Annotated in this window: 13 protein-coding genes and 1 pseudogene; 6 read left to right on the top strand and 8 right to left on the bottom strand. The window is 71.0% G+C overall.

The window, feature by feature from the left end:
- Positions 1–37: 37 nt before the first annotated feature.
- A complete protein-coding gene (locus J2Z30_RS37715; RefSeq protein ID WP_372453372.1) occupies positions 38–700 on the bottom strand; it encodes a DUF2637 domain-containing protein in 663 nt (220 codons plus the stop codon).
- A gap of 107 nt (positions 701–807) precedes the next feature.
- Positions 808–1014, bottom strand: a complete 207-nt coding sequence (locus tag J2Z30_RS37720) for a hypothetical protein (RefSeq protein ID WP_044568497.1) — start codon at positions 1012–1014, stop codon at positions 808–810.
- Between the two features lie 300 nt (positions 1015–1314).
- Between J2Z30_RS37720 and J2Z30_RS37725 the strand changes: the two genes are divergently transcribed.
- Positions 1315–2787 carry an amino acid permease gene (locus tag J2Z30_RS37725; RefSeq protein WP_044568495.1) on the top strand — a complete coding sequence of 491 codons (1473 nt, stop codon included), beginning with the start codon at positions 1315–1317 and terminating at the stop codon, positions 2785–2787.
- A gap of 10 nt (positions 2788–2797) precedes the next feature.
- Complete coding sequence (locus J2Z30_RS37730; RefSeq protein WP_044568494.1) at positions 2798–3253, top strand: Lrp/AsnC family transcriptional regulator; 456 nt, start codon at positions 2798–2800, stop codon at positions 3251–3253.
- 122 nt (positions 3254–3375) lie between these two features.
- On the opposite strand, the pseudogene J2Z30_RS37735 reads toward J2Z30_RS37730, so the two are convergent.
- Positions 3376–3685: pseudogene (locus tag J2Z30_RS37735) on the bottom strand (transposase); the annotation flags it as partial.
- Between the two features lie 110 nt (positions 3686–3795).
- On the bottom strand, positions 3796–4749 hold the full coding sequence (locus J2Z30_RS37740) for an alcohol dehydrogenase catalytic domain-containing protein (RefSeq protein WP_044581114.1): 954 nt from the start codon (positions 4747–4749) through the stop codon (positions 3796–3798).
- Between the two features lie 121 nt (positions 4750–4870).
- Between J2Z30_RS37740 and J2Z30_RS37745 the strand changes: the two genes are divergently transcribed.
- From J2Z30_RS37745 to J2Z30_RS37755, 3 genes are all read left to right on the top strand, one after another.
- Positions 4871–5449 (top strand): TetR/AcrR family transcriptional regulator, encoded by a 579-nt coding sequence (locus J2Z30_RS37745; RefSeq protein WP_044568493.1) that lies wholly within the window; start codon positions 4871–4873, stop codon positions 5447–5449.
- 123 nt (positions 5450–5572) lie between these two features.
- Positions 5573–6370: a carbon-nitrogen hydrolase family protein gene (locus tag J2Z30_RS37750; protein WP_044568492.1), complete on the top strand. Its 798-nt coding sequence runs from the start codon at positions 5573–5575 to the stop codon at positions 6368–6370.
- 66 nt (positions 6371–6436) lie between these two features.
- Complete coding sequence (locus J2Z30_RS37755; protein ID WP_044568491.1) at positions 6437–8146, top strand: flavin monoamine oxidase family protein; 1710 nt, start codon at positions 6437–6439, stop codon at positions 8144–8146.
- A gap of 40 nt (positions 8147–8186) precedes the next feature.
- Here the strand turns inward: J2Z30_RS37755 and J2Z30_RS37760 are convergent, their stop codons facing one another.
- Together J2Z30_RS37760 and J2Z30_RS37765 are read right to left on the bottom strand one after the other, a co-directional pair.
- Positions 8187–8900 carry a DUF5995 family protein gene (locus tag J2Z30_RS37760; RefSeq protein WP_245388880.1) on the bottom strand — a complete coding sequence of 238 codons (714 nt, stop codon included), beginning with the start codon at positions 8898–8900 and terminating at the stop codon, positions 8187–8189.
- Positions 8901–8988: 88 nt separating this feature from the next.
- Entirely contained in the window at positions 8989–9873 is an 885-nt protein-coding gene (locus J2Z30_RS37765; protein WP_044581112.1) for an NAD-dependent epimerase/dehydratase family protein, read from the bottom strand.
- 128 nt (positions 9874–10001) lie between these two features.
- Here J2Z30_RS37765 and J2Z30_RS37770 point away from each other — a divergent pair, with 128 nt between their 5' ends.
- Positions 10002–10862, top strand: coding sequence for a helix-turn-helix transcriptional regulator (locus J2Z30_RS37770; RefSeq protein ID WP_044568489.1), 861 nt, complete (start codon positions 10002–10004; stop codon positions 10860–10862).
- A gap of 185 nt (positions 10863–11047) precedes the next feature.
- Here J2Z30_RS37770 and J2Z30_RS37775 read toward each other — a convergent pair whose 3' ends face one another.
- Both J2Z30_RS37775 and J2Z30_RS37780 read right to left on the bottom strand, forming a co-directional pair.
- Entirely contained in the window at positions 11048–12430 is a 1383-nt protein-coding gene (locus tag J2Z30_RS37775) for a uracil-xanthine permease family protein (RefSeq protein WP_020867022.1), read from the bottom strand.
- A gap of 69 nt (positions 12431–12499) precedes the next feature.
- Complete coding sequence (locus J2Z30_RS37780; RefSeq protein ID WP_044568488.1) at positions 12500–13363, bottom strand: isocitrate lyase/PEP mutase family protein; 864 nt, start codon at positions 13361–13363, stop codon at positions 12500–12502.
- Positions 13364–13436 lie beyond the last annotated feature (73 nt).

The raw sequence follows: 13436 nt of genomic DNA on the forward strand, positions 1-13436 counted from the left end.
GTGAGTGGGGCTGTGGTGGTTGTGGTGCGACGGTGCCTCATCTCGCCATTCCACGCTGCTCACCCCGGGTGCGGGGCAGTGCGTGGCGTGGCGGGCTGGTGAGGGTGATCTGCCGCACCAGCTGGTGGAACGAGACCAGCGCGGCGACCGGGGGAAGGCCGGCCACGGCCATGCTGGGCGCGTTCCTCGGGGCGTGGGCCACGCACAGGAACACCGCGATGGTGGAGAAGAGCACCACCACGGCCCATGAGTGCGCCGCGCCCCGCCGGTGCAGGGCGGCCCGCAGCACCGACAGCGAGGCGACCAGCCAGGGTCCGTAGACCAGCAGGGGCCACCACGCCGCCATGGACTCCGAGGTGCTCGGGGAGGCCAGATAGCGCAGCGGGCGATAGGAGATCATTCCGCCGAGCACGCTCAGCATGGCGACGATGATCGTGGTGACCGCCGCGAAGATCAGGCTGATCACATTCAGCCACGGCATCGTCGGCAGCCGGAAGCGGACCCGGCGGCGCTTGCCGCGCCCCCGCACATGCGCGGGGGCGGGGGCGGGGGCTCGCAGCGGGGCGACCGGCGGTCCGATGGGGCCGGTGGTGTGCACCGCCTCCTCGGCGGAGGACGTCTGGAGCAGCCGGGCCAGGTCCCCCTCCAGATCCCAGCGACCCTCGATGGTCTCCGGGTCGGGCAGGGGGAAAGGATTCATCTCATAATCGGCTGCCACCTCGAACCGGTCCCCGGGAGGGGGCGCGGGGGCGGTCCGGTGGCCGGTGGGAGGGGGCCCGTAGCCGCCCGGCCTCGGCTCGGTGTACGTCATGCCTTGACGCCCGGTTCTGTGGTATTGGAGCGCTGGAGGAAGTCCGCCTCGATCCGGCCCAGCGTCCGGATGAAGTCCTCCCACACTCTCGCGCAGTATTCGAGCGGGTAGCGCTCGCTGTCACCCCCCTGGTCACGAGGCCGGAACACCGGTTCGGCACCGAGGGGGGAGTGATCGGGTGGTTGCAGACTGTCAGTGGTCACGTCCCCACCAACGACCGCTAAAATGGTGCAGTATCGCGGCATTCGGGTGAAACGCGCGCTGACAAGCTCAGTGTTTCGCAACGATTCACCGTCGGGCGCCCCCGTGCGCAACGTTGCGACACGTATGCGCAACCATGGTCCATTACGGCCGTCGGCGGACGGCTCATAGGGTCTTGCGCTGACGTGGAGTGGCGGAGACCGGCTGCTCGGCGATTCCCACCTGCGGGTTTCCTTCCCGGGTACCCGTATGTCCGCAGCCGGTCGCCACCACCTGATGGCAGCGATTAAGGAGCCACCCAAGTGTTGGAGCACGGCGCAGCACCGCCCGCCACCCCGCAACCGGAACCAGACCCTCCGGTCGGCGGGCTGGGCGCCCGGCTGATGCGGCGCAAGCCGGTGGAGCGGCTGGTCGCCGAGGGCGGCCAGGGCGAGGGCGGAAGCCTCCGGCGCTCGATGGGCGTATGGCAGCTCACCATGATCAGCATCGGCGCCACCCTGGGCACCGGCATCTTCGTGGTGCTCGGCGAGGCGGTGCCGGATGCGGGCCCCGCGGTCATCGTGTCGTTCGTCATAGCCGGGCTTACCGCGCTGTTCTCCGCGCTGTCGTACGCCGAGCTGGCGGGCACCATCCCGGTCTCCGGCTCCTCCTACTCGTACGCCTACGCCACCATGGGCGAGCTGATCGCCTGGGTCTGCGGCTGGTGTCTGATCCTGGAGTACGGCGTCTCGGTGGCGGCCGTGGCCGTCGGCTGGGGCGAGTACCTCAACGAACTGCTCGACGGCACCCTCGGGATCACCATCCCCGACGCGCTGGCCGCCCCGCCCGGGGACGGCGGGATCTTCAATCTGCCCGCGCTGCTCGTGGTGCTGCTGGCCATGGCGTTCCTGCTGGGCGGCGCCAAGGAGAGCGCCCGTGCCAACGCGATCATGGTGGGAGTGAAGATCGCGGCGCTGATCCTCTTCTGCGCCGTCGCCTTCACCGGCATCCGGGCCGGTAACTACACCCCGTTCATGCCGCTGGGCATGGCGGGCGTCAGCGCCGCCGGCGCCACCCTCTTCTTCTCCTACATCGGCTTCGACGCCGCCTCCACGGCCGGTGAGGAGGCCAAGAACCCCCAGCGCGACCTGCCCCGCGCGATCATGCTCTCGCTGATCATCGTCACCGCGCTGTACTGCCTGGTGGCCGCCGTGGCGGTGGGCGCCCTGCCGTGGAAGAAGTTCTCCGGCTCCGAGGCCGCGCTCGCCTCGATCATGAAGGATGTCACCGGACAGAACTTCTGGGCCGTGCTGCTGGCGGCCGGCGCGGTGATCGCGATCGCCTCCGTGGTGCTGACCGTGCTCTACGGGCAGACCCGCATCCTCTTCGCGATGTCCCGGGACGGGCTGGTGCCCAAGGTCTTCTCCACGGTCCACGCCCGGACCGGGGTACCCCGCGCCAACACCGTCATCGTCTCGCTCTTCTGCGGTGTCCTCGCCGCCGCGATCCCGCTCGGCCAGCTCGCCGACGCCACCAGCATCGGCACGCTCTTCGCCTTCGCCCTGGTCAACATCGCCGTGATCCTGCTGCGCCGGAACCGGCCCGACATGCCCCGGACCTTCCGGGTGCCGCTGTCCCCGCTCTTCCCGCTGATCGGCTTCGCGCTGTGCCTGTGGATGATGGGCAGCCTGCAGTTCGTGACCTGGGTGGTCTTCGGCGTGTGGATGGCCGTCGGCCTTGTGCTGTACTTCGGATACGGCATGCGCCGATCCCGACTGGCCACAGCAGAGAAGTGATTGCCCCACAGTGCGACTGAACGATCTCGATGAACGCATCGTCCACGCCCTCGCCGAGGACGCCCGCCGCTCCTACGCCGACATCGGCGAAATCGTCGGGCTGTCCGCGCCCGCGGTCAAACGGCGGGTGGACCGGCTGCGCGCGGAGGGAGCCATCACCGGCTTCACGGTGCGGGTCGACCCGGTGGCGCTGGGCTGGGAGACCGAGGGCTTCATCGAGCTCTTCTGCCGCCACAACACCTCGCCGAACGACATCCGCCGGGGCCTGTCGCGCTACCCCGAGGTGGTGTCCGCGTCCACCGTCACCGGTGACGCGGACGCCGTCGTCCAGGTCTTCGCCGCGGATATGCGCCACTTCGAGCGGGTGCTGGAGCGGATTGCGGGGGAGCCGTTCGTGGAGCGCACGAAGTCTGTGCTGGTGCTGTCGCCCTTGCTGCGGAGATTCAGCTCGGGCGCCCCTACGTAGGCGCTCCGCTGGGTGCGCTGATCGACGGGGGTGCCCCGACCTGCCGGTGAGCGTCCGCGGCGTCGTTGTGGCCGGGCGCGCCCACGCGGCGGAGCCGCACATCGAGACAGCCCCGCGCCGCCGCGGCCGGGGCGTGCCCGCGGGCCCCGGATCGGTGGGACTGCGTCCAGCAGCGGCAGAAGCTGGGTGCCGTCATGCCGGTTGCCGCCGGTGAGCGTGACGGCGAGCGGGGTCCCGCGACGGTCGACGATCACATGGTGTTTCGAGCCGGGGCGGGCCCGGTCGACAGGCGAGGGGCCGACGTGATCCCCCTTTGAGGGCCCGGACGTGCGAGCCGTCCACGGCGCAGTCGTCCAGGTCCAGGAGGTCGTTGCGGCGCGACTCGCTGAGCAGGGCGGCGTGCAGGCGAGGCCATACACCGGCTTCGGTCCAGCGGAGCTACCCACTCCCACAGGTCGTCAGGAACAAGATCAGCACGCACCCGCGCACCAGAGATTCCGTAGCTAGCGGGAATCAGGGGTGTTGGTCTCACCTGACCAGCGTCAGAGGCCAGGCGTGAGTGCCGTGAGATCGATGACGGTCTTCCCGCGGCGCGGGCCCGTCCCCGCCGCCGCGTGTGCTTCGGCCGCCTGGCCGGCCGGGAAGACCGCCTGGACCGGTACGTGGAACAGTCCCTTTTCGGCGAGATCCGCAGCGACGGCGAGTCCGTGGCGCCCGTCGGGCTGGCCGCCGAACTGGCCGAGGGAGAGGCGCACCTCACGGCTGGGGCCGGTGAAATCCGCCAGGGTGACCACCGACTGAGGTCCGTTGGTGAGACGGATGAGTTCATCGAGCGAGCCGGCTCCGGCCACGTCGAGCGCGCGGTCGACGCGTGAGATGCCCAGCGCGCGAACCCGCTCGGGCAGGCCAGGCCCGTAGGGCAGGGGGGTCGCGCCGAGACCGGAGAGGAATTCTTCGCTGCCGGGGCGGCCGGTCCCGACGACACGGGCTCCGCGAGCCACGGCCAGCTGCAGGGCGATGCTCCCGACACCACCCGTCGCGCCGTCGATCAGCAATGTCGTGTCCATCTCCTCGCGCACGCCGAGCAGGTCCAGAGCACGGGTCGCCGTCTCCGCGCCCGTCCCGGCGGCACCTGCCTCCTCCCAGGACAAAGCGGCCGGCTTCACCGCCCAGAACGCCAGGACGGCGAACTGCGCGCTCGCCCCGCCCAGTCGGGCGACATCGACGGCGCCGAACACTTCGTCCCCGACGGCAAAGCCTTCGACGCCCTCGCCGACCTCGTCGATCACGCCGGCCGCGTCCACGCCAGGGATGTGGGGCAGGGCAAGGCTGTCGCGTGAGGGTGATTCACCGGCCCGCAGCGCGAGGTCGACCGGCGAAACCGCGCTGGTGCGGACCGCGATGCGCACCTCGCCCGGTCCTGCGTGCGGCTCGGGCGCGGAGCGGACGCCGAGTACGTCGGGAGAACCGAAACGGTCGAACTGTACTGCTTGCATGATCACCTCTCCGGCCCGGAATTTCCGGGCGCCGCCACACGGTAGACATGGATGTGGAGCAGGTGTTCCGTATCAGGCTGAAGTGAGAATCGCGGAGATCGAAGTGACTCGGAAACCACGCATGGACGCTGAGCTCAACCGTCGCCGTATCATCGCCATCGCCCGCGCCGCCTTCGCCGACGAAGGGCTCGACCTGCCGATGCGGGAGATCGCCCGCCGCGCCGGTCTGGGCATCGCCACCGTCCATCGGCACTTCCCGGCACGCACCGACCTCGTCACGGCCGCGCTCGCTGAGCTGGTCGCGGAATGCCGTGGGGACATGCAGGCATCTCTGGACGAGCCCGATCCCTGGCGCGCGCTCAGCGGCGCCGTGCATAAATTCGCGGAGCACCGGTTGCAGGACCGCGGGCTGAATGAGGCTCTGTTCGGTTCCCACCCGGCGGCGGCAGCCTTCGCTGTCGACCGCCGCGAACAGGCACGGGCAATGGAGCGGCTCGTAGACCGCGCCCGCGAGGCCGGTGCAGTGCGTCCGGACGTCACAGTGGAGGACGTACGCGTATGCCTCGGCGCCATTGCCTCGTTCCGTCTGGCGCACTCCGCCACAGACCTTCAGCGACTCGTCGAACTCCTCCTGATCGGGCTGGCAGCGGACGACAGCACATCCCCCGAGACTGAAACGATCAGTTGGTGCTTGCAATGAATCGCCGGGTACGGATCCCCATACGTCATGAATCGACGCCGGACGCAATGAAGTCGTCTTGTTGGGCGATCCGGAGTCAACGTACTGTTTTTACGCCCGCACTCCTCCCCTCAAGGTCTGCCCATGCCGCCGCTGCGCACCGCTCTGCTCCAGAACTCCGGTCACCCCGGCGACCCCGCCGGTAACCTCAAGGTCCTCGACGAGGCCGCCGCCCGCGCGGCCGCCGACGGCGCCGGGCTGCTGGTCACCGCGGAGATGTTCCTCACGGGCTACGCCATCGGCGGCGGTGTGCGGGAGCTGGCCGAGCCGGCCGACGGGCCGAGCGGCCGGGCCGTGGCCGAGATCGCCGCGGCGCACGGGTTGGCGATCCTCTACGGCTACCCCGAGAGCCACGCGGGCGCGGTCCACAACTCCGCGCGGCTGGTGGGCGCGGACGGCAGCGAGCTGGCCAACTACCGCAAGACCCATCTCTACGGCTGCTTCGAGCGGGAGTCGTTCACTCCGGGGGAGGCCCCCGTCGTCCAGGCCACCATCGGCGAGCTGACCGTCGGCATCCTGGTCTGCTACGACGTGGAGTTCCCCGAGAACGTACGGGCCCACGCCCTGGCCGGGACCGATCTGCTGGTGGTGCCCACCGCGCAGATGCACCCCTTCGAGTTCGTCGCCGAATCCCTGATTCCGGTGCGGGCCTTCGAGAGCCAGATGTACATCGCGTACGTCAACCGCAGCGGCCCCGAGGGCGAGTTCGACTTCGTCGGGCTGAGCTGTCTGGCCGGGCCCGACGGCGCCACCTGTCTGCGCGCCGGCCGCGGTGAGGAGCTCCTCCTCGGCGACGTCGACCCCAAACTGCTGACGACCTCGCGCCGGATCAACCCGTATCTGCGCGACCGCCGCCCCGGTCTCTACACCTCCCTCAGCTGATCCGTCCGGCCCCTGCCGCACCCGAACCACCCTTTTGAGCACCAAGCAGCAAGGAGTCCGTACCCCATGACGTCCACGGTGCCCACCGCCGTCCATGACGAGCAGGAGACGCAGGCCCTCGGGGCCCTTCCGCCCATCACCATGTTCGGCCCGGACTTCCCCTACGCCTACGACGACTACCTCGCCCACCCCGCGGGCCTGGGCCAGATACCGGCGACCGAGCACGGCGCCGAGGTCGCGGTCGTCGGCGGCGGTCTCTCCGGTGTCGTCGCCGCGTACGAGCTGATGAAGATGGGACTGCGGCCCGTGGTCTACGAGGCCGACCGGATCGGCGGACGGCTGCGCACCGTCGGCTTCGACGGCTGTGACGACGCGCTGACCGCCGAGCTGGGCGCGATGCGCTTCCCGCCGTCCTCCACCGCCCTCCAGCACTACATCGACCTGGTGGGGCTGAAGACCGAGCCGTTCCCCAACCCGCTGGCCCCCGAGACCCCCTCGACCGTCGTCGACCTCAAGGGCGAGTCCCACTACGCCCGCTCCATCGACGACCTGCCGGCGGTCTACCGCGAGGTGGCGGACGCCTGGAACGCCTGCCTGGAGGAGGGCGCGGACTTCTCCGACATGAACCGCGCCATCCGCGAGCGGGACGTGCCCCGGATCCGGGAGATCTGGGCACGGCTGGTCGAGAAGCTGGACAACCAGACCTTCTACGGCTTCCTCTGCGACTCCTCGGCCTTCACCTCCTTCCGCCACCGCGAGATCTTCGGCCAGGTCGGCTTCGGCACCGGCGGCTGGGACACCGACTTCCCCAACTCCATCCTGGAGATCCTGCGCGTCGTCTACACCGAGGCCGACGACCACCACCGCGGCATCGTCGGCGGCAGCCAGCAGCTTCCGCTGCGGCTGTGGGAGCGCGAGCCCGAGAAGATCGTCCACTGGTCCCAGGGCACCTCGCTGGCCTCGCTGCACGAGGGTGCGCCGCGCCCGGCCGTGACCCGGCTGCACCGGGCCGCGGGCGACCGCGTCGTGGTGACGGACGCGAGCGGTGACATCCGCTCGTACGGCGCGGTGGTCTTCACCGCACAGTCCTGGATGCTGCTCTCCCAGATCGACTGCGATGACTCGCTCTTCCCGATCGACCACTGGACGGCGATCGAGCGCACCCACTACATGGAGTCCAGCAAGCTCTTCGTGCCGGTGGACCGGCCGTTCTGGCTGGACAAGGACGAGGTCACCGGGCGGGACACGATGAGCATGACGCTCACCGACCGGATGACCCGCGGCACGTATCTGCTGGACAACGGCCCGGACCGGCCCGCCGTCATCTGCCTCTCCTACACCTGGTGCGACGACAGCCTCAAGTGGCTGCCGCTGTCCGCGAACGAGCGGATGGAGGTCATGCTCAAGTCGCTCTCGGAGATCTATCGACACGTCGACATCCGCAAGCACATCATCGGCAGCCCGGTCACCGTGTCCTGGGAGAACGAGCCGTACTTCATGGGCGCGTTCAAGGCCAATCTGCCCGGCCACTACCGCTACCAGCGACGGCTGTTCACCCACTTCATGCAGGACCGGCTGCCCGCCGACAAGCGCGGCGTCTTCCTCGCGGGCGACGACATCTCCTGGACGGCGGGCTGGGCCGAGGGCGCCATCCAGACCGCGCTCAACGCCGTGTGGGGTGTCATGCACCAGTTCGGCGGCTCCACCGATCCGAAGAACCCCGGGCCGGGCGATCTGTACGACGAGATCGCGCCCGTCGAGCTCCCCGAGGACTGAGCCGGTCCGGGGCCGTTCAGCACCCGGTCCGGGGGCCGCTTCAGGACGCGGACGGCAGAGGGGTGAGCAGAAAGCGCCCGACCAGACCCACGGTGGCGTCGACGCGCTCCGCGAACTCCTCCGCCAGCTCCGGCACCGCGCGCAGCCCCCACAGCGCGCGGAACGCCGCCCATGCGGCGTCCCGCGCCTTCTCCAGGCTCCAGGAGCCCACGAGATGGGTGAGCGGATCGGCCACGTCCAACAGGTCGGGGCCGGGCATCAGCTCCTCCCGGATCCGCTCCTCCATCCCCGTGAGCAGGGCGCCGATCCGGTCGAAGTCGCCCTCCAGGGCGTCCGGTTCGAGGTTCCGGGCCCGGCAGGTGTCCAGCAGCGCGAGCGCCAGGTCATGGCCGATATGGGCGTTGATCCCGGCGAGCGCGAACTGCACCGGGCGGATCCCCGGATGGCACCGCAGCTGGAACAGCGGCCGCCAGCAGGCGGGCGGCCGCCCGCCGGTGGTCACCGCGTCGACCGCCGCCAGATAGCGCTCGGCGAACCACACGTCCAGCTCCTCGGTGGCGGACGGGTCGAGGAAGTACCCGTCCGCGAGCCGCCGGCCGACCTCCTCGGTGACCGACAGATACACCTCGTTGAAGACCGCCACTCCGTCCCCGGGCGGCAGCGCCGCGCCGAGCGCGCTCATGCGCGCCACGACGCTTCTCACGGTGCGCGGTGCGAGCCGCGCGGGCGTGGGCGTGGGCATGGGCATCGTCATGGACGCCAGGGTGGCAGGCCGGACGGGCGCGGTCCCGCCGTACGCCGCCGCTTCCCCTGGACGGCCTAACGTCCCGTCAACCGCCGTATCACAGCACACCCGCGTCGCGCGCCGTCCACGTCGACGGATACAGCGGCCGCCAGCCCAGCTCGTCGCGCAGCCGGAGGTTGGAGGTGATCCCGAACCAGGGGTCGTCGGCCGTCCGCTCGGTCATGCCCTCGGGCAGTGGCGCGCCCATGAGCTGGTGGATTTCGACGACGGTCGCAGGGGCGTCATCGACGATGTTGTACTTGCGCCCCGACACCGAACCGCCGGCCGTGCCGCCCGGTGCGCGCAGCAGCCGCAGCAGTGCCTGCGTCGCGTCCGCGTGGTGGACCATGGCGAGCCGCTGGTCCCCGGCCCAGTCCCGTGAGTACGGCAGAAAGTTCGCCACATGCGGATCGCCGTCCCCGTACACAAAGGCCAGGCTGCCGATCCGCAGATCGAGGCCGTGCTCGCGGTGCAGCGCCAGCAGCTCCCGCTCCGCCTCCGCCTTCGAGGCGGGGTAGGCGCCCCACAGCAGACCGCCGGGCCTGCTCTCGTCGTCCTCCGTGAACGGCCGCCCGCGCGATGCGCCGTACACCAGATTGGTGCTGACCTGGAGGAACCGGCTCGTCCCGGCCTCGACCGCGGCCCGTCCGAGCGCGACCGCCGCGTCCCGGTTGACCGCCCACGCCTCCTCGTCCGGCACCCCGCGGAAGGCCGCCGCGATGTTGACCACCGCGTGCACCCCCTCCATGGCCCTCCGCAGATCCTTCTCCTCGCGCAGATCGCCGACCATGAGCCGCGCGCCCTGGGCCGCGAAGGGGGCGCCGCGCTCCTCGTCGCGCACCAGCACCCGTACCTCGGTGCCGGCCGCGGGCCGCTCCAGCAGCCGCTTGGTGAACCGCCGTCCCACCTGACCGGTCGCACCCGTCACCAGAATCAAGGGCATGAGCATCCGCCTTTCGTCTCGTCGCTCGGCCTCAGCCTGCGGCGGGCGGGGCGGGGCCGGGAGAGACCTCCTCATCCAGGGATCCGCAGACCCTGGATACGGGACGCGGGCACGGCGACGATGGGAGCGTGCATCGAACGGAACTCGCCGATTTCCTGCGCCGCTGCCGCGCCCGCCTCGGCCCCGCCGAGGTGGGGCTGACGCCCGGCCCCCGACGCCGTACGCCAGGGCTGCGCCGGGAGGAGGTGGCCCAGCTCGCGGGCATGTCCCCGGACTACTACACCCGGCTGGAGCAGGCCCGCGGCCCGCGCCCGTCCCGCCAGATGCTGACCGCGCTGGCTCGGGCGCTGCGGCTCACCGACGACGAGCGCGACTACCTCTTCCACCTGGTGGGGGAGGAGCCGCCGCGCGACCGCAGCACCTCCGAGCATGTGCGGCCCGGTCTGCTCAGGGTGCTGGACCGGCTGTACGACACCCCGGCCCAGGTGATCACCGACTGGGGCGAGGTGCTGGCGCAGAACGCGATGGCGGCGGCGCTGGTCGGCGACATCATGGGGCGGCCCCCCGGCGACCGCAATATCGTCCGGAGCTTCTTCACCCGGCGGCGCGACGATGCCTCCGGCACCCCCGGGATCTTCCCGAGCGAGGAGATCGAGGAGCACGCCCGGCTGCATGTGGCCACCCTCCGGGCCGTGCTCGCCGCCCGCCCCGACGACCCCGGCCCGGCGGGGCTCGTGGCCGAACTGCTCTCGGTGAGCGCGGAGTTCGCGGCGCTGTGGGAGGCCCATGAGGTGGCCGTACGGCACTCCACGGTCAAGCGGTTCACCCACCCGGTGGTGGGCACGATGGAGCTGGACTGCGAGGTCCTGCTGAGCTCGGAACACGCCCAGCGGCTGATCGTCCACACCGCCCGCCCCGGCAGCGAGTCCGCCGAGCGGCTGGAGCTGCTGCGGGTGGTGGGCCTCCAGGACCTCGCCCCGCGAGGCTGAGGCCCCGGGAGGTTTTCGCCGGGCGCTTCAGGGGCTTCGCCCCTGCCTTCCAGCCCCTCCAGGGGGCACCTCCCAGCGGTAGCTGGGGGAGTTTGAGGAGCGGGGTCTGGGGCGGAGCCCCAGTTGTGGAGAGGGGCGGGGAGGGGAGCAGCCCGCCGCAGGCGTCACGATCCGCCGGACACCCCCTACGCCGGCCGCTCGTTGTCGTATCCGCTGGTGCCTGCGTCCAGCAGCGGCTCCTGCTGCTTCAGATGCGCCGGGGCCAGGGCACGCAGCACGTGGTAGCCGAGCAGCACCACGATCGTGCCGAGCGCGATCCCGCCCAGCTCGAAGTTGTGGCCGATCTTCAGGCTGACGCCCCCGACGCCGATGATGACGCCCGCCGCCACCGGCACCAGATTGAGCGGATTGCGCAGGTCCACCTTGTTGTGCACCCAGATCTGCGCACCGAGCAGCCCGATCATGCCGTAGAGGATGACGGTGATCCCGCCCAGCACCCCGCCCGGCACCGCCGCCACCACCGCGCCGAACTTCGGGCACAGCCCGAAGAGCAGCGCGAAGCCCGCGGCGGCCCAGTACGCGGCGGTGGAGTACACCCGGGTGGCGGCCATGACCCCGATGTTCTCGGAGTACGTCGTATTGGCCGGGCCGCCGACCGAGGTGGAGATCATGGTCGCCGCGCCGTCCGCGGCGATCGCCGTGCCCAGCTGGTCGTCGAGCGGATCGCCGATCATCTCGCCGACCGCCTTCACATGCCCGGCATTCTCGGCGATCAGCGCGATCACCACCGGCAGCGCCACCAGCACCGCCGACCAGTGGAAGGTGGGCCCGTGCAGGGACGGCAGACCGATCCAGTCCGCCTTGGCCACGCCGGAGAGATCCAGCCGCCAGTGGTCGGTGACCCGTCCGCTGCCGTCGATGGAGTGGATCTTGCCGAAGACGCGGTCGAAGACCCAGGAGACCGCATAGCCGAAGACCAGCCCCAGGAAGATCGCGATACGCGACCAGAACCCCCGCAGACAGACCACCGCCGCCCCGGTGAGCAGCATCGTCAGCAGCGCGGTCCACTGGTCGGCGGGCCAGTACGTGCCAGCGGTCACCGGTGCCAGATTGAACCCGATCAGCATGACCACCGCGCCGGTCACCACCGGCGGCATCGCCGCGTGGATGATCCGGGCGCCGAACGTCCGTACCGCCAGACCGCTCAGCAGCAGCACACCGCCGACCACCAGGATCGCCCCGGTGACGGCGGCGCTGCCGCCGCCCTGCGCCCTGATCGCGGCGGCCACGCCGACGAAGGACAGGCTGCACCCCAGATAGCTGGGGATCCGGCCGCGGGTCGCGAGCAGGAAGAGCACGGTCGCGACCCCGGACATCATGATCGCGAGGTTGGGGTCGAGCCCCATCAGCACCGGGGCGACGAAGCTGGCCCCGAACATGGCCACGACGTGCTGTGCGCCGAGCCCCACCGTCCTCGGCCACGACAGCCGCTCATCCGGCTTGACGACGGCACCGGGGGCGGGGGTGCGCCCATCGCCGTGCAGGGTCCAGCCCACGCCCAGGCCCATGACTGCTCCACTTCATCGCTACGGGGGATTCGCAGCAATGTTAGTTGGCCGAAAATATGCGTCTTGCAGCTATGTGGGGTCGGCCGTGGCGAAGTCGTCGGCCAGTGACTGCGCCTCGGCGTAGCCGGGCGGGCCGGCGGCCTGATCGGCATGGGCGGGGGCGTCCGGTCGGGCGATCGACCACGCCAGCTCGACGGCATGGTCCAGCGCGGCCCGGAAGAGCAGCGAACCGCAGCTGATCCGCCGCACCCCGAGCTCCGCCAGCCGCTCATAGGTGTGGCGGCCGGGCGTGAAGAGGATGTTCAGCGGGGTCTCGCCGAGGTCGTCGGCCAGTGCGCCGATGTTCTGCTCATCGGTGAGCGCGGGTACGAAGATCCCGTCCGCGCCCGCCCCCACATACGCCTCGATGCGCTCGGCGGTGGTGGCCAGCGAGGGCAGGGTGCCACCACCGATCGCGGCGAGCCAGTGGGTGTCGGTCCGGGCGTTCACGAACAACCGGGGCACCCGCTCCTTGACGGCCTCGATCATCGCGCACTGCCGGGCCGACGGCGCGAGGGTGCCGTCGGGGCGTCCGTCCTCGATGTTCACGCCGACCACCCCGGCCCGGTCCAGCTCGGCCGCGACCGCCGCGACCTCCTCGGGCCGGTCGCCGAACCCGCCCTCGATATCGACGGTCACCAGCGCCGGGAGCCGGGCGATGCCTCGGGCGAGGGCGAGGGTGCCGTCGCGGGCGGCTCCGGTCGCGTCCGGCAGCCCGGCCGCCGCGGCCACGCCGAGGCTGGTGGTGCCGATGGCGGGGAAGCCGCGCCGGACCAGGGCGGCGGCTGAGGCGTGGTCCCACGCGTTGGGCAGCAGCAGGGGCCGGTCGCCGTGGTGGAGCCGGCGGAAAGCGGTGTGGCGGTCGGGGGCCGGGCCGTCGCTCGTATCGCTCATATCACCGACCGTACGGGCGGATCCCTTCGGCACTCGCCGAACAATGGCGGTGTCAGTCGGAGTCGGTGCCCCG

This window comes from Streptomyces iranensis, from assembly GCF_017874715.1.
In the GTDB taxonomy this organism is placed as follows: domain Bacteria; phylum Actinomycetota; class Actinomycetes; order Streptomycetales; family Streptomycetaceae; genus Streptomyces; species Streptomyces iranensis.